The organism is Streptomyces tailanensis (assembly GCF_008386495.1).
GTDB classification, from domain to species: Bacteria; Actinomycetota; Actinomycetes; order Streptomycetales; family Streptomycetaceae; genus Streptomyces; species Streptomyces tailanensis.
Genome location: NZ_VTHJ01000020.1, coordinates 16,165 through 36,557, shown reverse-complemented (window position 1 = coordinate 36,557; position 20,393 = coordinate 16,165). Strand labels below are relative to the sequence as shown.

Below are 20,393 nucleotides of genomic sequence, written 5' to 3'. Positions count from 1 at the left end.
CAGTACGGGAGTGAAATCGCATGGGCATGAAGGATCAGTTCCAGGACAAGGCCGAGCAGCTTCGGCAACAGCAGGCGAAGCGGAAGGCCGGGCAGGGCGGGAAGTCTGGGCAGTCGCCCGAGGAGTCGCGTGGGCGGTCCCCGGAGGAGCGGCGATCCCGGGAGGAGCGGGAGCGGGAGCGGCAGCGGCAGGGTGGGGAGCGGCGGCGGCCGGAGACCGAGACTGAGCGGGAGCAGCGGGAGGCGGAGGAGCGGTTGGCGCAGGACTACGACATTTAAGTCGGCTGCGCCGCGGTAGTTGTGGAGTGGGGTGCCCTTTGATTGTGAGGGTGCCCCACTCTTGTCTGGATGCGAGCCCCTGTTTTTAGCGCGCCCTGGGTGGGAGCTTCGGGCGGGTTCGGGTTGGGACGTTTGTGTAGTCGGGGGGTGTGGCCGCTGGGGTGGTTGCCAGGAGGTTCATTGCCAAGGTCACCGCTGCTTGGAGTTGGGGGTGGCGGCCTTCTGCCCAGTCCAGGGGGGTGCGGTCGATTTCCAGGTCGGGGGTTACGCCCTGGTTTTCGATGGACCAGCCGTAGGCGTCGAACCAGGCGGCGTTCATGGGGACTGTGATGACGGTGCCGTCGCCGAGTTGGTGGCGGCCGGTCATGCCGACGACTCCGCCCCAGGTGCGCAGGCCCACCACCGGGCCGAGCTTGAGGAGTTTGAAGGCTGCCGTGATCATGTCGCCGTCCGATGACGTCGCCTCGTCGGTCAGGGCGACGACCGGGCCACGAGGGGCGCTGGAGGCGTACGACACCGGCTGGGCGTTGCGGGTGAGGTCCCAGCCGAGGATCGTGCGGGTGAGTTTCTCCACGACCAGTTCGCTGATGTGGCCGCCCGCGTTGCCGCGTACATCGACGATCAGGGCGGGACGAGACACCTCCATGCGCAGGTCGCGGTTGAACTGGGCCCAGCCCGAGCCGCCCATGTCGGGGATGTGGAGGTAGCCGCAGTGGCCGCCGCTCAGCTCGCGTACGACTTCGCGGCGTTTGGCCACCCAGTCCTGGTAGCGCAGGGGGCGTTCGTCGAGGAGGGGGGAGACGGCGACGCGACGGGAACCGCCTTCGCCCTCCGGGGGTTCGAACGTCAGCTCCACCGTCAGACCGCCCGCGCCCGCGAGGAGCGGATACGGCCCCGTCGTCGGGTCCACGGGGCGGCCGTCGACATGGGTCAGCACCGCGCCCTCCCTGATTCCCGTGCCGGCCAGCGGTGAGCGGGCCTTGGAGTCGGAGGAGTCGCCGGGGAGGATGCGGCGGATCATCCAACCCTCGTCCCTGTGGACGAAGTTGGCGCCCAGCAGGCCCTGGCGGCGCTGGTAGTGGGGCGGGCCCTCGTTGCGGCGCGCGGGGGAGACGTACGCGTGGGAGGTGCCCAGTTCGCCGAGGACCTCGCGGAGCAGGTCCGCGAACTCGTCGGGGGACGCCACCCGTTCCACCAGCGGGCGGTACTGGTCGAGGACGCCGTCCCAGTCGATGCCGCTCATGCCCGGGTCCCAGAAGTACGCGCGGATCAGGCGGCCGGCCTCCGCGTACGACTGGCGCCACTCCGCCGCCGGGTCGACCTCGTGCAGGATGCGGCGCAGGTCGATCCAGACGGTCGTGTCGCCGTCGCCGGACTCGGTGGAGGGGACGGCTCGCAGGTCGCCCTCGTCGACGACCACGAGGCGTGAACCGTCGCCGCTGACCGCGAACCAGTCGAGATGGCCGACCAGTTCGGACCTCTTCGCCTTGGTGATGTTGAAGTATTCGAGGGTCGGGCGGCCCGTCAGGTCGTCCGGATTGGCGAAGGTCTCGCCCAGCGCGCCCGAGATCGGCCAGCGCAGCCAGACCAGACCGCCGCCCGCGACCGGATGCAGCGCCGAGTACTTGGAGGCGGTGACCGGGAAGGGGGTGACGCGGTTCTCCAGGCCCTCGATCTCGACCGTCACCGCGCCACCGGTGTCCTCCTCCTCCGTCGGGTCCATGCCCCCGGCCACCGGGCGGCCGTCCGGGTTCAGGGCGAAGGGGGAGGGGGTGGCCGAGGAGAGCGGGACCAGGTACGGGCGGCAGCCGAGCGGGAAGGAGAGGTCGCCCGTGTGGACGTCGTACACCGGGTCGAAGCCGCGCCAGGAGAGGAAGGCGAGGTAGCGGCCGTCGCTGGTGAACACCGGGTTCTCGTCCTCGAAGCGGCCGTTGGTGACGTCGACGATGTAACGGTCCTTCATCCGCGCCATCTTGATCTGGCGGAGCGTGCGGCCGATGCCCGGGTGCGACCAGGTCAGCCAGGCGCCGTCCGGGGAGAAGGCGAGGTCGCGGACGGGGCCGTTGATGGAGGTGATGAGTTCGGTGGCTTCGGTGGCTTCGGTGGCTTCGGTGACTTCGGTGACTTCGGTGACTTGGGGGACTTCAGCGTCGTTCGGTCCCTTGTCCGTTTCGGTGCCTTCCTCTTCGCCCGCTTCTTCCTTCGGTTCTTCGTCGGGTTCTTCGCCCGGCTCCTGCGGCACCTCGACAATGAGCAGGCGGCCGTCGTTCGAGGCGATGGCGAGGCGTTCGCCCCGCGGGTCCGCGACCATTTCCAGTACCCGGCCCAGCAGGCCGGAGGCGAGGCGGCGGGGTGGGCGGGCGCCGGTGGCCCGGGGGAGGTGGGCGATCTCGATCGCGTCCTCGCCGTCCGCGTCGGTCACGTACGCCACCTGGCCGCCGGAACCGAGCATCTCGGGCAGCCGGACGCGTACCCCGGGAGTGTCGGTGAGGGTCCGGGCGGGGCCGTCGCGGTGGGTCAGCCAGTACAGGCTGCCGTGTACGACGACCGCGCTCGCCCGGCCCGTGTCGTCGACCGAGATGCCGTCGACGTGCTGCGCGGCCGGTACCTGGTACGGCCGTCGGCCGGTGCGCGACCCGCCGAGCCGTACGTCGAGGCGGCGGGGGAGGGAGACCTGGGAGAGGTCGTCCACGATCCACAGGTCGCCCGCGCACTGGTACACCACGCGGGTGCCGTCGCTTGCCGCGTGCCGGGCGTAGAAAGCGTCGTGGTCGGTGTGGCGGCGCAGGTCGGAGCCGTCGTACGCGCAGGAGTAGAGGTTGCCGACGCCGTCGTGGTCGGAGAGGAAGGCGATACGGCCGCCCACGAACATGGGGGAGTGGAGGTGGCCGCCGAGGTCGGCCAGCAGCCGCTCGCCGTGCAGCCAGAGGCGGCCCATGGCGCCACCCCGGTAGCGCTTCCAGGAGGCCGGTTCGTGGGGTGGGGTGCCGGTGAGGAGCAGGGTCTTGCGTTCGCCGTCGATCTCGGCGACCTGGATGTCGGAGACCGGGCCCCAGGGGAGCTTGCGGCCGGGGTCGCCGTCGGGGCGGACCTTGTACGCCCAGGTGAAGTGCGAGAAGGGCTCGCCGTGGGAGGCGACGGCCAGGATGTGCGAGTGGCCCTGCTCGTCGGGCGGGGCCCAGCCGCGGACCGCCGTGTCGGGGCTGCCCCAGTGGGTGAGCCGGCGGGCGGGGCGGCCGCCGTCCACCGGCGCCAGATGGATCTCCGGGACGATGCTGCGCCAGCTCGTGTACGCGATCTCGCGGCCGTCGGGCGAGAAGCGCGGCGTGGCGGCCTTCGTACGGTCGGCGGTGAGCCGCCAGGCGCGGTCCGAGCCGTCGAGCCGGGTCAGCCAGAGGTCGTCCTCGGCGACGAAGCAGAGGAGGTCGCCGCTGAGGTGGGGGAAGCGGAGGTAGCCGGGGGTTCCGGCCGTGTTCTCGTAGGCGTCGCTCACCTCCCCATGCTTTTCCGGGTGGGGGCACGCGGCAACTTGTGCGACACAGAGCACTCAGCCCACGTGACCCGGCGCACGTACGAAACGGTTTCGTTTTCTTGAGTCTCGGGGTATCTTCGTAAGCGTACGAAACCGTTTCGTTCGCGATGCGGGGTTGTTAGGCCCGTGCCTTTGTGCGCGCGGCCGGTAGCCTTGTCGTCTCGAACGTGCAGCCGGAGTAAGGGGAGTGGGATGACTGAGACCGCGACGGTGCGCCGCAGTCGACTTACGCCCGAGCGCGAGGCCGAGCTCTACGCGGCCGTCCTCGACCTGCTCCGGGAGGTCGGCTACGACGCCCTGACCATGGACGCCGTGGCCGCACGCACCCGGTCCAGCAAGGCCACGCTCTACCGCCAGTGGGGCGGCAAGGCCGAGCTGGTGGCGAAGGCGATGCGGGCCAACAAGCCGCACACCAACATCGCCGATGTCGACACCGGATCCCTGCGGGGTGATCTGCACACTCTGGTGAGTGGTACCGATGAGTGCGCCATGGAACAGAACAACGCGCTGATGCGGGGTCTGGCCATGGCGGTCCACGGAAATCCCGACCTGCTGAAGGCCTTCCGTGAGTTGATCATCGAGCCGGAGATGGCGGAGCTCCGCCGCGTGGTGCAGCGCGCCGTCGACCGGGGTGAGGTCCGTCCGGACAACCCCGCCGTCGAGTATGTGCTGCACATGTTCGTCGGTGCCTTCGTCGCACGGGGCATGATCGACGATCAGCCGCCGACGCAGAGCTTCCTCCGTTCGTACCTCGACGCCGTGGTCCTCCCTGCCCTCGGCGTGTCAACCACCCGGTAAATCCCCGCAGTTGGCAAGAAATCCCACCTGACGCCACCTCCCCCAGCCCTCGGCTCCGCTCGGGCCGGGGGGACCCCCCATCGTCGTCGGGCTGATCACCCCTGCCTCTCTTTCCCATCCCCGCCTTTGGCATGGGCTGATCCGTCCTGCCCTCCTGCACGTCCACGACCTGAACGGGAGTACGCCCCGTGGCCACATTCCTCTACAAACTGGGCCGTCTCGCCTTCCGGCGACGACGCTTCGTCGCCCTCCTCTGGGTGGCTCTGCTGACGCTCGCGGGCGTCGGCGCCGCCACCGCGCCCTCCGCGGGCTCGACCTCCTTCTCCATCCCCGGCACCGAGGCGCAGAGGGCCTTCGACCTGCTGGACGAGCGCTTCCCCGGCATGAGCGCCGACGGCGGCACCGCCCGGGTCGTCTTCAAGGCCCCCGAGGGCGAGAAGATGACGGACGCCGCCAACAAGGCGAGCGTCGAGGAGACCGTCAAGGAGCTGGGCACCGGCTCCGAGGTCGCCTCCGTCACCGACCCGTACCAGAGCCAGGCCGTCTCCCAGGACGGCACGGTCGCCTACCTGCAGGTGAGCTACGACGTCCCCGGCATGGAGCTGAAGGAGTCGTCGCGGGAGGCCCTGAACGAGGCGGCGCAGCACGCGCGGGACGACGGGCTGACCGTCGACGTCGGCGGTGATGCGCTGCAGGCGGCCGCGGAGGCCGGGGTCGGCGAGATCATCGGTATCGCCATCGCCGCGGTCGTCCTCGTGATCACCCTGGGCTCGCTGGTCGCGGCCGGACTGCCGCTGCTGACGGCGATCATCGGCGTGGGCATCGGCGTCGCCACCATCACCGCCCTCGCCAACGCCCTGGATCTGGGCTCCACCACGTCCACGCTGGCGGCGATGATCGGCCTCGCGGTCGGCATCGACTACGCCCTCTTCATCGTCTCCCGCTACCGGGCCGAGCTGGCCGAGGGCCGCGACCGTGAGGAGGCCATCGGACGGGCCACCGGCACGGCGGGCTCCGCGGTGGTCTTCGCGGGCCTGACGGTCGTGATCGCCCTGGCCGGCCTCTCGGTCGTCGGTGTCCCGATGCTGACCAAGATGGGCGTCGCGGCGGCGGGCACGGTCGTCATCGCCGTACTGATCGCCCTGACCATGATCCCGGCCCTGCTCGGCTATGCGGGCAAGAAGGTCCAGCCGGTGGGTGCGAAGGGCAAGCGGTTCGGCCGCAGGAAGGCCGCGACCCCGGAGAGCCAGGGACAGCAGGCCAAGCCCAACATGGGTACGCGCTGGGCGAGCTTCGTCGTCCGTCGCCCCGTCGCCGTACTGCTCCTCGGGATCGTCGGCCTCGGCGCCGTAGCGGTCCCGGCCACCTCGCTGGAACTGGGCCTGCCCGACGACGGCTCGCAGCCCACGTCCACCACCCAGCGCCGCGCCTACGACCTCCTGTCGGAGGGCTTCGGCCCCGGTTTCAACGGCCCGTTGATGCTCGTGGTCGACGCCGGCGCCAGCGCCGACCCGCAGGCGGCCGCCACCAAGGTGGGCGACGAGATCAAGGGCCTGAAGGACGTCGTGACGGTGACCCCGGCGACGCCCAACAAGGCCGGGGACACCTTCATCATCACCGTCATCCCGGACTCCAAGCCCTCCTCGACCCAGACCGAGGACCTGGTCCACTCCATCCGTGACGTCGGCGCCGGCATCAAGGCCGACACGGACGCGGAGGTGCTGGTCACCGGCACCACGGCGATGAACATCGACTTCTCGCAGAAGTTGAACGACGCCCTGATCCCGTACCTGGGTCTCGTCGTCGGCCTTGCCTTCCTCCTCCTCATCCTGGTCTTCCGCTCGATCCTGGTCCCTCTGAAGGCGGCCCTCGGCTTCCTGCTGAGCGTGCTCGCCGCGCTGGGCGCCGTCGTCGCGGTCTTCCAGTGGGGCTGGCTGTCGGGCGTCATCGGCGTCGAGGAGACCGGCCCGATCATGGCGATGATGCCGATCTTCATGGTGGGCGTCGTCTTCGGCCTGGCGATGGACTACGAGGTCTTCCTCGTCACCCGCATGCGCGAGGCGTACGTCCACGGGGAGAAGCCCACCCAGGCCGTCGTGACCGGCTTCAGGCACGGCGCCCGCGTGGTGACGGCCGCGGCGATCATCATGATGGCGGTCTTCGCGGGCTTCATCACCTCCAGCGAGTCGATGGTGAAGATGATCGGCTTCGGCCTCGCGATCGCCGTCTTCTTCGACGCGTTCGTGGTCCGCATGGCCATCGTCCCCGCCGTACTCGCCCTCCTCGGCGACAAGGCCTGGTGGCTGCCGAAGTGGCTGGACCGCGCCCTGCCGAACGTAGACGTGGAGGGCGAGGGCCTGCGGACGCAGGACGACGCGCCGGAGAACGCCGACGAGTCCGATGAAGCAGGAGAGGACAAGGACGAGGAACTGGTACGCGCCTGACGCGACCGCTTCCGGGTAGGACCAGCCGGTGAGGGCCCGTGGGGACGGGAGCCCTCACCGGCTTCCTGCGTGAAGTGAGGGACTTCCTGCCCGGCGGGCGTGTATGCCCCGCCCGCCCGGCGGACAGGAAGTACCCCATGACTGGACTCGGTGCCGTGTTCCGCCCCCAACTGCCCCCCGAGCGCCTCCGCGAGGTCGCCCGCCTCGCGGACGAGTCAGGCCTGGAAGAACTCTGGCTGTGGGAGGACTGCTTCAGGGAGGGCGGCCTCTCGACGGCGGCGGCCGCCCTCGCCTGGACCGAACGGGTACGGATCGGCGTAGGCCTCCTGCCGGTCCCGCTCCGCAACGTCGCCATCACCGCGATGGAGGTGGCCACCCTCCACCGCATGTTCCCGGGCGGCCGCGCCATCGTCGGCGTCGGGCATGGCGTGCAGGACTGGATGGGCCAGGTCGGAGCGCGGGTCGAGTCCCCGCTGATGCTGCTCCGCGAACATCTGGCGGCGCTACGTGCGTTGCTGCGCGGCGAGCGGGTTTCGGTCGACGGCCGCTACGTCAAGCTGGACGACGTCGCCTTGGACTGGCCCCCGGAGGCTGCCGTACCGGTACTCGCCGGTGCCACCGGTCCGCGTACGTTGCGCCTGACCGGGGAGGCGGCGGACGGCACGATCCTGCACGCGGGGACGCCCCCGGACGGCGTCCGCCGGGCACGCCAACTCATCGACGAGGGCCGGGAGTCGGCCGACCGTACCGACCCGCACGAGGTGGCCGTCTACCTCCTCACAGCCACCGGCCCGGACGCCACCGCCCGCCTCCGCGCCGAACTGGTGGCCGAGGGGCTGGACTCCGTCCCGGATCTCGGCGTCGCCGGGGACGCGGGCGCTGTCGCCAAGGCCGTGCAGCGGTTGGCCGAGGCCGGCGCGGACACGGTGATCCTTCAGCCGACGGGGGATGAACCGGACCCGGAGGGGTTCGTGCGGTTTGTGGGGGAGGAGGTTCGGGGGTTGGTGGCTTGAGGGGGTGCTGGGGTGGGTGGCTCCCCCCCAGTGGGTGCTACTTGGTCTTGTGCTTGTCCGGGTAACGCGGGAGGTCATCCGTCGGGATCGTCCAGTCGCCGATGGTGACGTCCTCACCGTAGAGAAAGTCCTTGCGGGTCGCGTAGCGGGGGCCGTCGGGGGTGGGGTGGATGTCGGTGAGGACGGCGCCTTCACCGGTACGAGGGTCGAAGATCGCGTAGATGGGGATGCCGAGCAGGGGGTAGTCGTGGGTCTTGCCGCCACTGCCTGGGCCGACTTCGTCTCGTATGTCAGCCGTGCGTGACATAGTCCGCCCAGCGGACAGACCGGTCGCGGTCGTCGTGGGGGGTGGGGGACCTGTTGCTGTGCGGGGTTCTTCTCCTGACGGCGGTCGGGGTGCTGTTCCTCGAGCCCACGACCCGCGAAGAGGAGGCCGACGCCTGGGGTGTCGCCGGCCGGATCTACGGTTACTGGCTCGTGGGTGGGCTGGTGCTGTTCTCGGTGTTGGGCATGGGCCGGACCCTGCTCGCCCACCTGGCCACGATGCTTGGTGCGCCTGTCGTGCTGTTTCTGATCGTGATGCTGTCGGCTGCGTCGTGACCGCGGAGCGCCTCGCGCGCTATCGGCTCTCCTCGATCGCCTCGCGAAGCCGCCGTACCGCCTCGGTCACCATGCCGTCGGCCAAGTTGCCGTAGCCGAGGACCAGGCCGTGGTCGGTGTGGGCGTCGGTGGCGTGGTACGCGGCGAGGTCGGCGACTCGTACGGAGCGGGTGGCTGCCGCACTGACCACGGACGCGGGGTTCACGGTCGGGGGCAGGCGGAGGATGAGGTGGAGGCCGGCTGCGATGCCGGAGATCATGTCGCCGCTCATTTCGGCGGCCAGGGCCTGGACCAGGGCGTCACGGCGGTTGCGGTAGCGCCGGCGGCAGGCCCGTAGGTGGCGGTCGTACGCGCCGGATTCCAGCAGCGTGGCGAAGGCCAGTTGGTCGATCGTTGACGGCTGGGTCGCCGCCTGGTCGGTTTCGTGGAGGTGGTTGGTCCAGCGGGGTGGGGCGACGATCCAGCCGATGCCGAGCGCGGGGGAGAGGATCTTGCTGAGCGATTTGAAGAGGATGACCCGGGACGGGTCCATGCCCTGGATCGCTGCGACCGGGCGGCGGTCGTAACGGAACTCCGCGTCGTAGTCGTCCTCCAGTACGACGCCGTCCACCTGGCGGGCCCAGTGCAGCAGGGCGGCGCGTCGTTCGGGGACCAGGACCGTGCCGAGGGGGAACTGGTGCGCCGGGGTGGTCAGTACGGCCCGTAGGCCGATGTGTCCGGCCAGGTCGTCTGTGCGCAGGCCGTCTTCGTCCGTGCGGATGGGGACCGGAGTCAGGCCCGCGGCTCGGATCACCTCACGTAGGCGTGTCCAGCCTGGTTCCTCGCATCCGACCGCCGTGATGCCCTGAGCGCGCAGGGCGTGGCAGATGCGTCGTACTCCGTCCGTCACGCTCGTACACATCGTTATGTCCTGCGCGGTTGCGGAGACGTCTCGGGAGCGGGCCAGGTACTCGGCCAGCAGACGTCTGAGGCGGACATGACCGCCGGGCGGCGGGTAGTCGAACTCCGTGAACGCCGCCGTCGTCACCTGCGCGCGGACGGCGTCCGCCCAGCGGCGTCGGGGGAACGCGCGCAGATCCGGCAGGCCCGGTGCGAGGTCGTAGCGGGCCTCGGTGGCGGGGTGTGTCGTACGGCGTCGGGCGTCGGCTTCGGCGGTGTTCGACCAGCGCACGCGGGTCGCGGAGCCCGTCCGGGCCTCCAGGTATCCCTCGGCCACGAGCTGGCTGTACGCCTCGGTCACCGCCCAGCGTGAACAGCCGAGGTCGGCGGCGAGTTGCCGGCTGGGCGGGAGGGCGGTGCCGACCTCGATACGGCCCTCCCTGATCGCCCTGCGCAGCGCCCGCTTCACCCGCTCGTGCAGCGGTAGCGGTCCTTCGCCGGGTCGGTCGTCCAGGTGGAGCAGGAGATCTCCCGCCAGATTGGTCGGTGGATTGGTCTGTGATTCCCGCATGACATTGGACAGTAGCAGCGAGCCAATTCTCAGTAGCTTCGGTTCGGTAGGACCTGAACTGCGAGCGACAAGACCTGAGAAGGGGATGTCATGGCTACCGTGCGGCGTTCACTGTCGACCCAGGACCACCACCCGCTGTTCCGCGGTGTGTTCGACAGCTGGCTCAGCAAGTCCGATGCCCTGTCGGCGCTGCCGGACGCGCCGGTCGTACCGGATGCGTTGACAAGGGACCCATGGTGGATACCTGGTAAGCGCACAGGAAGCGCTCATAGCATCACGCGCATTCCATGACGGGAACATTTGGAAAGCGCGGTTCGACATCATGAGCAAAGCACCCATCGGACACCACCACGAGCACGAGCACGAGATCGACGGTGGGCTCGCCCACGACATCCCCATGTTCGCCCGCCGCCGCATGATCAGGCTGCTCGCCGGCGCGAGCATGGCCCCGCTGCTGGCGGCCTGTTCGTCGGACGAGTCGAGCACCGCCTCGTCGAGCTCGTCCTCGTCGTCCTCCTCCGGTACCTCCTCCTCCGGCTCCTCCGACGCCGCCTGCGAGACCATTCCGAACGAGACGGCCGGGCCGTACCCCGGTGACGGGTCGAACGGCGTCAACGTCCTCAAGGAGAGCGGTGTCGTGCGCAGCGACATCACGAAGAGCTTCGGTTCGGCGAGCGGTGTCGCCGAGGGCATTCCGCTGACGATCACCCTGACCGTCGTGGACCAGGCCTCCGGGTGCGAGACGCCCAAGGAGGGCGCCGCCGTCTACCTCTGGCACTGCGACCGGGAGGGCAACTACTCCCTCTACTCCGAGGGCGTCACCGAGGAGAACTACCTGCGCGGCGTCCAGGAAACCGACGACAAGGGCCAGGTCACCTTCACGTCGATCTTCCCCGCCTGCTACACGGGCCGCTGGCCGCACATCCACTTCGAGGTGTACGGCAGCCTGGACGACGCCACCGCCGCCCAGAACATCGTCGCCACCTCGCAGCTCGCCTTCCCCAAGGACGTCTGCGACACCGTGTTTGCGACGGACGGCTACAGCCAGAGCGTCCAGAACCTGAGCCAGCTCTCCCTGGAGACCGACAACATCTTCAGCGACGGCTACGACCAGCAGCTCGCCACCATCGAGGGCAGCACGGACAAGGGCTACACGGCGACCCTCACCGTGCCCGTGTAACCCGGGCCTGGCCTCAGCCGAGGTGCGCCGTGTCGCCCCAGCGCGCCAGCCGCAGCCGTCCCCCGTTGTTGTCCCAGCGCGAGACCGAGGTGTTGGGGACGGGGGGGGCAGCTGGGCGGGGGGCGACGCGCCCAGTCCGGCCAGTACGAGGCGGACGGCGACGGCGATCGCGTCGTGGGCGACCAGCAGGACGCGCCGTCCGGGGGCGGCCCGGTCCAGCTCCGTGATGAGGTTCCGTACCCGCAGCACCACATCGGTCAGGGCCTCGCCGCCCGGTGGACGGTAGTACCAGTCGCCCAGCCGGGCGCGCCGCGCCCGGCTCCTCGGGGGAGCGGGCGCGTAGCGCGCCCGGCGTTCGCCGTGCTCTGCCCGTGCCGCACCACCCACATCCGGTCGAGGGACCACAGGGGCACCAGCCCGGTCATACGTGACAGCGTGGTTACGCCCGATCCGGAATCAGCTTTCCGCGGCTTCCCGAAGCCAATGGCTGCACCATTGGAGACCCTGCCCAGCGATCACGGACGGCACTCAGCGCGCCACCGGTGCCCCCGTCGCCGTATACGTCCGCCGCAGGAACCGCAGCAGCGCCTTCGTGTCGAACTGCATCACCTCGACACCCTGCGCGGAGTGGAACTCCATGACGGCCTGGACGCGACCGCAGGGCCAGATGCTCACGGGGCCGGCGGTGGTGGGGGCGCGCAGGCCGCGTTCGAGGAGGTCGCGGGGGAAGGTCCACTCGTGCGGGCCGGGGAGGTCGACGTGGACGGCGGAAGGCGCGTCGTCGGGGTCGTAGCGGAGGAGGACCGGCACGGTGTCCCGGTTCTCGGGGGAGTCGGTGACGACATGGGCCCGGGCGTACTGCTCGACGGTGACAGACATCGGTCGGCTCCTCACGTCCTCACGCTGAGTGACCCAAGCAGAAGCTGTGAATCCGCTGTCAGCTGCCTCTTTCATGTCCAATGTCGCATATTTTCCGCGTGGTGCCCCTGGGGCAACCTGTTCGCTAATCGGTTACGAGACGCTCTTGCGATGAAGTTGCAATAAAGCTCTATCATCGTAAGGTCCCAGCCGTTCCGGTCATCTGGGTCCCGTCCAGCCATCCGCGTCCCGAAGCGAGCCCTCGTATGCACGTCCCCGACGGATTCATCAACGCCCCCGTCTCGGCGGTCGCCGGAGTCGTCGCCGCCGGTGCGGTCGCCGTCAGCCTGCGCGGGGCCCGGCGCGAGCTGGACGAGCGGACGGCGCCGCTCGCCGGGCTCGTCGCCGCGTTCATCTTCGCCGTGCAGATGCTGAACTTCCCGGTCGCGGCCGGGACCAGCGGACATCTGCTCGGCGGGGCGCTGGCCGCGATACTCGTGGGCCCCTATACAGGGGTCCTGTGCGTGTCCGTGGTGCTGCTGATGCAGGGCATCCTCTTCGCGGACGGCGGCCTCACCGCCCTCGGCGTGAACATCAGCGTCATGGCGGTCGTCACGGTCGTCGTCGCGTACGCCGTCTTCCGGGGGCTCGTGAAGGTGCTGCCGAAGAAGCGGCCCTCCGTCACCGCCTCCGCCTTCATCGCCGCCCTGCTCTCCGTGCCCGCCGCGGCCGCCGTCTTCACCCTCGTCTACGCGGTCGGCGGCACCACCGACGTACCGATCGGCTCGGTTCTCACCGCCATGGTCGGCGTCCACACCCTCATCGGCATGGGCGAGGCCGCGATCACCGCCCTCACCGTCGGCGCCGTCATCGCCGTGCGCCCGGATCTGGTGTACGGGGCCCGCGGCCTGACCGCCCCGCTGAAGCTGCGCGTGAACGGCGAGCTCGTCGACGCGCCCGCCGCCCGGCCGGAGCCAGTGGCCGTGGCCGCCCGCTCGTCCCGCAAGTTCCTCCTCGCCGGACTCGGCGTCTCGCTCCTCCTCGCCGGTGTCGTCAGTTTCTACGCCTCCGCCGACCCGGACGGTCTGGAGAAGGTCGCCGCCGACAAGGGCATCGACGCCAAGGCCGAGGACCACGCCGCCGCCGACTCCCCGCTCGCCGACTACGGCGTCGAGGGCCTCACCAACTCCCGTCTCTCCGGCGGACTCGCGGGCGTGATCGGTGTCGGCGTCACGATCGTCGCCGGGACCGGTGTCTTCTGGGCCGTACGCAAGCGGCGTACCGGCGAGGACTGCTCTCCCACCTCCGTTCCCGAGAACGTCTGACATGGGCGCCGGCCACGCCCACAAGCTCTACCGGCACGCGCACTCGCCCGTGCACGCCCTGCCGCCGCACACCAAACTCGCGGCCGTCTTCGCCTTCGTGGTGGTCGTGGTGTCGACGCCGCGGGAGGCGATGTGGGCGTTCGGGCTGTACGCCGTGCTGCTCGGCGTGGTCGCGGCCGTGGCCCGCGTGCCCGCCGGGTTTCTGCTGCGACGGCTGCTGATCGAGATCCCGTTCGTCGCGTTCGCCGTGCTCATGCCGTTCGTGGCACAGGGCGAGCGCGTCGAGGTCCTCGGGATGTCGCTGAGCGTCAGCGGGCTGTGGGGCGCCTGGAACGTCCTCGCCAAGGGCACGCTGGGCGTCGCCGCCTCCGTCCTCCTCGCCGCCACCACCGAACTGCGGGAACTCCTGCTGGGCCTGCAACGGCTCAAACTCCCGCCGCTGCTCGTCCAGATCGCGTCCTTCATGATCCGGTACGGGGACGTCATCGCCGATGAGATGCGACGGATGCGGATCGCGCGGGAGTCGCGCGGGTTCGAGGCGAGCGGCGTACGGCACTGGGGTGTGCTCGCCAAGTCCGCCGGGGCGCTGTTCATCCGCTCCTACGAGCGGGGCGAGCGCGTCCATCTGGCCATGATCAGCCGGGGGTACGCGGGCAGCATGCCCGTCATCGACGAGGTGACCGCGTCCCGGGCGCAGTGGTCGTACGCCTTCGCCCTCCCGTTCGCCGCGCTCGTCGTATGTCTGCTGGGATGGAACCTGTGACCCCCTCCATGGACTTTGCTGCCCCGTCCCTTGAAGTCGCCGGGCTCGCGTTCGCCTACCCCGACGGCCACCAGGCCCTCTTCGGTGTCGACTTCAGCATCGGCCGGGGCGAGCGGGTCGCGCTGCTCGGGCCGAACGGCGCCGGCAAGACCACCCTCGTACTGCACCTCAACGGCATCCTCACCGCCGGCGCCGGGACGGTCACCGTCGCCGGACTGCCGGTCGGCAAGCGGCACATGGCCGAGATCCGGCGCAAGGTCGGCATCGTCTTCCAGGACCCCGACGACCAGCTCTTCATGCCGACCGTGCGGGAGGACGTGGCCTTCGGGCCGGCCGCGGCGGGGGTGAAGGGCGCCGAGCTGGAGGCCCGCGTGGACAGGGCTCTTGAGCAGGTCGGCATGGCCGGGTTCAAGGAACGGCCGCCGCACCACCTCTCCTTCGGCCAGCGGCGCCGCGTCGCCGTGGCCACCGTGCTCGCCATGGAGCCGGAGATCCTCGTCCTCGACGAGCCGTCCTCCAACCTCGACCCGGCCTCGCGGCGCGAACTCGCCGACATCCTGCGGTCGTTGGACGTCACCGTCCTCATGGTCACGCACGACCTGCCGTACGCCCTGGAACTGTGCCCGCGTTCGCTGATCCTCAGCGAGGGGGTCATCGCGGCCGACGGGGCGACCGGCGCGCTGCTGGGCGACGACGAGCTGATGCGGGCGCATCGGCTGGAGCTGCCCTTCGGGTTCGATCCGCGATCGGTCGATCCGCGATCGGTCGATCCGCGGTCGGTCCGGGCCGTCGAGCGGTGACCTTGGGTTACCTATGGTTACTACCCCTGGGTAACTTAAGGGTTCCTACCGGCCGGTACCTTGTGCGCGATGTATTCGTGCGCACCGGATTACGGGGGAGGCCGTTCATGACCGACGACGCCGCAGCCGACACCGCCGCAGCTGACCCTGCCGCCGTCGACACTCGTCCTACGAAGATCATGTACGTCGCCGAGGCCACCGCGCACGGCGGCCGGGACGGGTACATCACCAGCCAGGACGGTCAGATCGACCTCAAGGTCGCGATGCCGCCGCAGCTGGGCGGCGACGGTGACGGCACCAATCCCGAGCAGTTGTTCGCCGCCGGGTACAGCTCCTGCTTCCACAACGCGCTCGTGCTGGTGGGCCGCCGTGAGGGCTACGACCTCACCGGTTCCACCGTCGCCGCCAAGGTCGGTATCGGCCCCAACAAGCAGCGCGGCTACGGCCTCGCGGTCGCCCTCAGCGTCTCCCTCCCGGTCATCGACCAGGACATCGCGACCAAGCTGGTGGACGCGGCCCACCAGGTCTGCCCGTACTCGAACGCGACCCGGAACAACATCGACGTCTCGATCCTGCTGGGCTGATCCTGCTGGGCTGAGGAATCCTTGGCTTCGGCCGGGCGTTGCACCCATGGCCGTAAGTGGCGATGGGTGAACGAACTGGGAGTACGGGCGTGGACGTGAACGGCGTGGTGGCCGAGGGCTTCGAGCCGGTCAGGGAGGCGTTCGTACGCAACTTCGACACGCTCGGCGAGCGGGGCGCGGCGGTCGTCGTCCACCGGCACGGCCGCAAGGTCGTCGACCTCTGGGCCGGCACCCAGGATGTGGACGGGGACGGGGGCCGGCCCTGGCGGCACGGCACCGCCCAGATCATGCGCTCGGCCACGAAGGGCGTCGCCGCCGCCGTACCGCTGATGCTGGCCGAGCGCGGGGAGTTGGACCTGGACGCGCCGGTGGGCCGGTACTGGCCGGAGTTCAAGGCGCAGGGCAAGGACCGGGTGCTGGTGAGGCATGTGCTGAACCACCGGGCCGGGCTCCCGGTCCTCGACCGCCCCCTCACTCCCGGCGAGGCGCTCGACCCGCGCCGGGGCCCCGAGGCCGTCGCCGCGCAGACCCCCGCGTGGGAGCCGGGCACCGACCACGGCTACCACCCGCTGACGTACGGCTGGATGCTGGACGAACTGGTGCGACGCGTGACGGGCCGGGGCACGGGTGAGTGGATCGCGTCGGAGATCGCCGCCCCGCTGGGTCTCGATCTGTGGCTGGGCCTGCCGGAGGCCGTCGCGGCGGAGGGCCGGGTGGGGCGCGCGGGGCGTCTGGAGGCGGAGCCCGAGCCCGCCGGGGCGCCGCGGGTCCGCGCCAAGCGCGTTGTCACCGAGGCCTACGACGACCCCGGCTCCCTCACCCGCCGCGCCTTCGCCGCGATCACCCCGTTCCCCGACCAGAACGACCCCGCGTACCGCGCGTCGGCCCTCCCCGCGGCGAACGGCATAGCCACGGCGAACGGCCTGGCCCGCTTCTACGCGGCGCTGATCGGGGAGGTCGACGGGGTGAGGCTGTTCGGTAGGGCGACCATGGAGGCGGCCCGTGCGGAGGAGTCGGCCGGCCCCGACCGCACCCTCGTCATCAACACCCGCTTCGGCCTCGGCTACATGCTCCACGGCAGCGCGTCACCCCTCCTCGGCCCCGGCTCCTTCGGCCACCCCGGCCGAGGCGGCCCCCTCGGCTTCGCCGACCCCGAGTCCGGCATCGCGTTCGGCTATGTGACGAACGGCTACCGCAAAACGGTGACGGCGGACCCGAGGGCACAGGCGCTGGTGAGGGCGGTACGGGCTGCGCTGCGCGCCCCGTAGGGGCGCGGGGCTGTATCGATATGCGGCTCCGCCGCGTGGGCGCGAGCAACCACATACGGCCCGCAGTCGCGAAATCACAGTCGTCCCCGAGCTATAAGGCGCCCGGCTCCGCCCGCGGAGCGGAGAGCGACCGTCCGGTTGAGCGACCGGACCGGCCCAGGGCTCCCCCGCTGGTGTCCTGGCCCGGTCCCGATGATCCGGACGGCCGCCCTCCGCGGCGGTCACCAGGATGCGCGGAAGATCCCCGTTTTGTCGTTGGCGACCGGTCCACAGTCACTTGGCAGCGCGTCCACTGCTCCGCACGGCGGCGCCACGTCGCACCTCGCTCGGCGGTATGCCGTACGCCGCCCGGAACGCCCTGCTGAACTCGGCGGCGCGCGGAAACCCCCAGCGCGCCCCGATCACATGGACCGGCGTGGCGCGCAGGACCGGATCCGGGTCGGTGAGATCGCGGTGGGCGTTGCGAAGCCGCTGGTCACGGATGTACGCGGCGACGGTGAGCCCCTCGGCCTGGAAGAGGCGGTGCAGATAGCTGCGTGAGATGTGGTGCGCGGAGGCGACGGCCGTGGGGGTCAGCTCGGGGTCGCCCAGGTGCCGTCGTACGAACGCCTTGATGTTCAGGGTCAGGGTCCGGCCGTGGGCCTCCGGCGGCAGCCGCGGGTCGGTGTCGACGGCGTGGGCGAAGAGCGCGGTGACGAGGTCGGCGGCGACCGTGCCGAGACGGGGGGCGTCGGACGGACGGTACGGGCCGGTGTCCGCCGCCAGCTGCATCAGGAACTGCGCCAGCAGCGTCCCGATGCCCTCCCGCCCCGACAACCTGCTCCCGATCACCTGGTCCGCCTTGTGCGCGGGCAGGGCGACGAGCGAGCGCGGTATCTCCACCCCGACCGTGGTGACCGGTTCGGTGCCGGTCTGCACCTCGAACGCCATCGACGAACAGCTGACGTGGAAGTCCTGGATCTCGTACGCGACCTGTTCCCTGCCCCAGCTGGCCGCGCCCTCGCCGCGGAGGAGGAGGGACAGGTGGAAGGTCTCCGGGTCGGAGCGGCGGATCAGCTTCGGGGTGCGGCGGAAGACGATCGGGTCGAAGGTGGCCGGCCAGACCGTCACGTCACCGAGGGCGATGAGGCGTTGGTGGGCGCGGTAGCCGTCGGCCGGGGCGGGGGTCGTGGGGGCCAGCAGCATGGGCGCGTGCGTGCGGCTCATCAGCTCCGACCAGGCGTCGAACCGGTCGGCCACCGGCAGATCCACGGTCCGGAAGACCAACTCGTGCAGCACGGCCGTAGTCAACCACAGGGGTTGCCGTGGGGAGTTGGGCACCCGGAGCTCAAGCCGGTCGGGGCGGGGTCTCGCTTACCGGCGCGAGCCGGGTGCCGCTGCGTCTGCGGCATGGCTGCCCGCCGCTGCGCGGGGCGTGGCGGCGGGCAGTTGGGACGGCCGGGTTCGACCTGACTCAGAGGGCTATCGGGTGCGACGTGCGGCCCGATGCCTCGTCTATTTCGTCGTGGGCCTTGGTGAGGAGCTTCATGGCGAGCTCGTTCAAGGCCCTGGCTCCTGCTATTTCCTCGCCGACCCGGGGCTGATTGGGGTCGGTGTGGTGGCGGCTGGCGTAGCCGTTGGCCCGTACCTCTTTCCCGTCGGGGAGCCGTACGAGGGCCGCCGCCCGCGTGCGCTGATTGTCCTCCTGGAATTCCAGCTCGACATGCCATCCGACAGCGGTGTGCATCATGACGATCACCTCCGGAACCGCTGCTTCCAGAGTGCCCCTCCACGCCCGCCGATGCACGGCCTGGCCCAGCAGAGAACCGACTCCGCTGATCGCGATCGTCAGGCCCAGGCCGGTCACGACGGCTGCCGAGACCGTCGGCAGCCGCCGGATGAGCGGGCTGTCGCCCGGGCGCCGGAACCTCTGCAGCGTCGTACTGGCGCTGACCAGGATCAGTCCCAGGCCGACAAGGTGGCCAGGAACGCCTCGGTCGCGGTCGGCACCTGCGTGGCCGCCTTGCCCCCGCCCGAACCCGAGCCCGATGACGTGGAGGCCGAAGCCGAGGCCGAGGATGATGACGACGACGAATCGGAGTCACCCGATCCGCAGGCGGCCGCGAAGAGGAGTACGGCGGCGACACCGGCAGCTTGGGTCGGCCCCCTATCCGGCCCGCAGCATCAGCCCGATCCCCACCACCAACAACCCCGCCGCCACCATGCGCGGGGTCCCGAACCGTTCCTTGAAGAACACCGCCCCGATCGCCGCCCCGACGATGATCGACGACTCCCGCAGCGCCGCGATCGGCGCCAGTTCCGCCTTCGTCTGGGCCCACAGCACCAGGCCGTACGCCGCCACGGACAGCGCGGCGCCCAGCAGACCCACGCCGGCGTACGGGCGGAGCAGCGTGACGGTCTGCCCGCGCCAGTGCCAGATCGCGTACGCCGGGATCGCCAGCCCCTCCAGCGCCATCAGCCAGGCGATATAGCTCATCGAGGACCCCGAGGCCCGTACGCCCAGGCCGTCCACCACCGTGTACGCCGCGATCGACAGGCCCGTGGCCAGCGCCGCCCCGATCGCCGCCCAGTGCGGCCGGCTCCCGCGCAGGCCCCACAGCGCGACCCCGGTCAGCCCGGCGCAGCTCAGCAGAATGCCGGCCGCCGCCCAGCCGTCCGGCACCTCGTGCGCGAAGACGGCGGCGAGGACGGTGACGACGAGGGGGGCGGAGCCGCGTGCGAGGGGGTACGCCTGGCCGAAGTCGCCCAGCTTGAAGGACGTCATCAGCAGCACGTAGTAGACGAGATGGATCACCACGGAGGCGATCAGATACGGCCACGCGCCGGGCTCCGGGAACGGTACGAACGGCAGCGCCGCCAAACCGATCAGCGCGCCGCCGCCGGATATCAGCGTGAAACCGACCAGCTTGTCCGTGATCTTGTGGGCTATCGCGTTCCAGCTGGCGTGGGTGACCGCGGCGAGCAGCACCGCCACGGTGACCAGCGGCGTCACGCGCCGCCCTGCTCGCGCACGTCCACCAGGGTGGCGCTGGCGTGGGCGATCAGCGTCTTGGGGTCCATGGGGAAGACGGTGTACGGCGTGCCGGCCGCGGCCCAGACGATGGTGTGGTCGAGCAGGGAACGGTCGGCGAGTACGCGCGTCCTGGTCCGGTGCCCGAAGGGCGGGACGCCGCCGATGGCGTACCCCGTGGTCTCCCGTACGACGTCGGCCTTGGCCCGGGTGACCTTCTCGGCGCCCAGTTCCTGCCGGACCAGCTCCACGTCGACCCTGGACGCGCCGTCCATGAGGACCAGTACGGGGACGCCGTCCGCGGCGAAGATCAGGGACTTGCAGATCTCGCTCAGCTCGCAGCCGAGCGCCGCGGCGGCCTCGGCGGCGGTGCGGGTCGCTTCGGGGAAGCGGCGGATCTCGGCGTGCAGTTCGGCGAGGCCCAGCGTGGCGAGTGCCTCGGCGAAACGGGGGTGGGCTCCGGAACCCTCGGTGTCCTGCGCGGCGTTCG

18 protein-coding genes and 2 pseudogenes are annotated in these 20,393 nt (G+C 70.6%); 11 read left to right on the top strand and 9 right to left on the bottom strand.

All coding sequences use genetic code 11. The features are described 5' to 3' along the window. Positions 1-20 precede the first annotated feature (20 nt). Positions 21-278: a hypothetical protein gene (locus F3T56_RS18300; protein WP_149826249.1), complete on the top strand. Its 258-nt coding sequence runs from the start codon at positions 21-23 to the stop codon at positions 276-278. Positions 279-363: 85 nt separating this feature from the next. Here F3T56_RS18300 and F3T56_RS18295 read toward each other — a convergent pair whose 3' ends face one another. After that, the gene (locus F3T56_RS18295; RefSeq protein WP_149826248.1) at positions 364-3,771 is read right to left on the bottom strand and encodes a S41 family peptidase; all 3,408 of its coding nucleotides are present in this window, start codon (positions 3,769-3,771) and stop codon (positions 364-366) included. A 231-nt stretch (positions 3,772-4,002) separates the two neighbouring features. Between F3T56_RS18295 and F3T56_RS18290 the strand changes: the two genes are divergently transcribed. From F3T56_RS18290 to F3T56_RS18280, 3 genes are all read left to right on the top strand, one after another. Beyond that, the gene (locus tag F3T56_RS18290; RefSeq protein WP_149826247.1) at positions 4,003-4,608 is read left to right on the top strand and encodes a TetR/AcrR family transcriptional regulator; all 606 of its coding nucleotides are present in this window, start codon (positions 4,003-4,005) and stop codon (positions 4,606-4,608) included. A 188-nt stretch (positions 4,609-4,796) separates the two neighbouring features. After that, positions 4,797-7,052: an MMPL family transporter gene (locus tag F3T56_RS18285; RefSeq protein WP_149826246.1), complete on the top strand. Its 2,256-nt coding sequence runs from the start codon at positions 4,797-4,799 to the stop codon at positions 7,050-7,052. A gap of 137 nt (positions 7,053-7,189) precedes the next feature. Further along, complete coding sequence (locus F3T56_RS18280) at positions 7,190-8,065, top strand: LLM class flavin-dependent oxidoreductase (RefSeq protein WP_149826245.1); 876 nt, start codon at positions 7,190-7,192, stop codon at positions 8,063-8,065. A 37-nt stretch (positions 8,066-8,102) separates the two neighbouring features. Here F3T56_RS18280 and F3T56_RS18275 read toward each other — a convergent pair. Continuing rightward, positions 8,103-8,324 (bottom strand): annotated as a pseudogene (locus F3T56_RS18275) (Uma2 family endonuclease); the annotation flags it as partial. Positions 8,325-8,461: 137 nt separating this feature from the next. On the opposite strand from F3T56_RS18275, the gene F3T56_RS18270 reads away from it, so the two are divergent. Further along, a complete protein-coding gene (locus tag F3T56_RS18270; RefSeq protein ID WP_246203685.1) occupies positions 8,462-8,665 on the top strand; it encodes a hypothetical protein in 204 nt (67 codons plus the stop codon). Between the two features lie 19 nt (positions 8,666-8,684). On the opposite strand, the gene pdxR is transcribed toward F3T56_RS18270, so the two are convergent. After that, positions 8,685-10,115 carry a MocR-like pyridoxine biosynthesis transcription factor PdxR gene (gene pdxR, locus F3T56_RS18265; RefSeq protein WP_149826244.1) on the bottom strand — a complete coding sequence of 477 codons (1,431 nt, stop codon included), beginning with the start codon at positions 10,113-10,115 and terminating at the stop codon, positions 8,685-8,687. Between the two features lie 322 nt (positions 10,116-10,437). On the opposite strand from pdxR, the gene F3T56_RS18260 reads away from it, so the two are divergent. Then, positions 10,438-11,295, top strand: a complete 858-nt coding sequence (locus F3T56_RS18260) for an intradiol ring-cleavage dioxygenase (RefSeq protein WP_149826243.1) — start codon at positions 10,438-10,440, stop codon at positions 11,293-11,295. A 186-nt stretch (positions 11,296-11,481) separates the two neighbouring features. Here F3T56_RS18260 and F3T56_RS47905 read toward each other — a convergent pair. Continuing rightward, positions 11,482-11,544: pseudogene (locus F3T56_RS47905) on the bottom strand (hypothetical protein); the annotation flags it as partial. A 279-nt stretch (positions 11,545-11,823) separates the two neighbouring features. Next, complete coding sequence (locus tag F3T56_RS18250; RefSeq protein WP_149826242.1) at positions 11,824-12,174, bottom strand: SsgA family sporulation/cell division regulator; 351 nt, start codon at positions 12,172-12,174, stop codon at positions 11,824-11,826. Between the two features lie 245 nt (positions 12,175-12,419). On the opposite strand from F3T56_RS18250, the gene F3T56_RS18245 reads away from it, so the two are divergent. The 5 genes from F3T56_RS18245 (at position 12,420) to F3T56_RS18225 (ending at position 16,893) form a co-directional block, all read left to right on the top strand. Further along, positions 12,420-13,478: an energy-coupling factor ABC transporter permease gene (locus F3T56_RS18245; protein ID WP_149826241.1), complete on the top strand. Its 1,059-nt coding sequence runs from the start codon at positions 12,420-12,422 to the stop codon at positions 13,476-13,478. Between the two features lies 1 nt (position 13,479). Beyond that, positions 13,480-14,241 (top strand): cobalt ECF transporter T component CbiQ, encoded by a 762-nt coding sequence (cbiQ, locus tag F3T56_RS18240; RefSeq protein ID WP_149826240.1) that lies wholly within the window; start codon positions 13,480-13,482, stop codon positions 14,239-14,241. 8 nt (positions 14,242-14,249) lie between these two features. Beyond that, positions 14,250-15,041, top strand: a complete 792-nt coding sequence (locus F3T56_RS18235) for an energy-coupling factor ABC transporter ATP-binding protein (RefSeq protein WP_425473588.1) — start codon at positions 14,250-14,252, stop codon at positions 15,039-15,041. A gap of 107 nt (positions 15,042-15,148) precedes the next feature. Beyond that, the gene (locus F3T56_RS18230; protein ID WP_149826238.1) at positions 15,149-15,625 is read left to right on the top strand and encodes an organic hydroperoxide resistance protein; all 477 of its coding nucleotides are present in this window, start codon (positions 15,149-15,151) and stop codon (positions 15,623-15,625) included. 89 nt (positions 15,626-15,714) lie between these two features. Beyond that, positions 15,715-16,893 (top strand): serine hydrolase domain-containing protein, encoded by a 1,179-nt coding sequence (locus tag F3T56_RS18225; protein WP_172639005.1) that lies wholly within the window; start codon positions 15,715-15,717, stop codon positions 16,891-16,893. Positions 16,894-17,166: 273 nt separating this feature from the next. Here the strand turns inward: F3T56_RS18225 and F3T56_RS18220 are convergent, their stop codons facing one another. The 4 genes from F3T56_RS18220 to F3T56_RS18205 form a co-directional block, all read right to left on the bottom strand. Next, positions 17,167-18,171, bottom strand: coding sequence for an AraC family transcriptional regulator (locus tag F3T56_RS18220; protein ID WP_149826236.1), 1,005 nt, complete (start codon positions 18,169-18,171; stop codon positions 17,167-17,169). 175 nt (positions 18,172-18,346) lie between these two features. Next, on the bottom strand, positions 18,347-18,622 hold the full coding sequence (locus tag F3T56_RS18215) for a DUF1876 domain-containing protein (RefSeq protein WP_149826235.1): 276 nt from the start codon (positions 18,620-18,622) through the stop codon (positions 18,347-18,349). Between the two features lie 417 nt (positions 18,623-19,039). Continuing rightward, complete coding sequence (locus F3T56_RS18210) at positions 19,040-19,885, bottom strand: DMT family transporter (protein ID WP_149826234.1); 846 nt, start codon at positions 19,883-19,885, stop codon at positions 19,040-19,042. Continuing rightward, on the bottom strand, positions 19,882-20,393 hold a 512-nt coding region (locus F3T56_RS18205; protein WP_246203683.1), incomplete at its 5' end, for a YbaK/EbsC family protein. The genes F3T56_RS18205 and F3T56_RS18210, both read right to left, overlap by 4 nt.

Coding starts and splice junctions, on each gene's coding strand:
- F3T56_RS18230 (WP_149826238.1), top strand. CDS start 15,149: ATGACCGACGACGCCGCAGCCGACACCGCCGCAGCTGACCCTGCCGCC.
- F3T56_RS18260 (WP_149826243.1), top strand. CDS start 10,438: ATGAGCAAAGCACCCATCGGACACCACCACGAGCACGAGCACGAGATC.
- F3T56_RS18245 (WP_149826241.1), top strand. CDS start 12,420: ATGCACGTCCCCGACGGATTCATCAACGCCCCCGTCTCGGCGGTCGCC.
- cbiQ (WP_149826240.1), top strand. CDS start 13,480: ATGGGCGCCGGCCACGCCCACAAGCTCTACCGGCACGCGCACTCGCCC.
- F3T56_RS18290 (WP_149826247.1), top strand. CDS start 4,003: ATGACTGAGACCGCGACGGTGCGCCGCAGTCGACTTACGCCCGAGCGC.
- pdxR (WP_149826244.1), bottom strand. CDS start 10,115: ATGCGGGAATCACAGACCAATCCACCGACCAATCTGGCGGGAGATCTC.
- F3T56_RS18215 (WP_149826235.1), bottom strand. CDS start 18,622: ATGATGCACACCGCTGTCGGATGGCATGTCGAGCTGGAATTCCAGGAG.
- F3T56_RS18280 (WP_149826245.1), top strand. CDS start 7,190: ATGACTGGACTCGGTGCCGTGTTCCGCCCCCAACTGCCCCCCGAGCGC.
- F3T56_RS18300 (WP_149826249.1), top strand. CDS start 21: ATGGGCATGAAGGATCAGTTCCAGGACAAGGCCGAGCAGCTTCGGCAA.
- F3T56_RS18235 (WP_425473588.1), top strand. CDS start 14,250: ATGGACTTTGCTGCCCCGTCCCTTGAAGTCGCCGGGCTCGCGTTCGCC.
- F3T56_RS18250 (WP_149826242.1), bottom strand. CDS start 12,174: ATGTCTGTCACCGTCGAGCAGTACGCCCGGGCCCATGTCGTCACCGAC.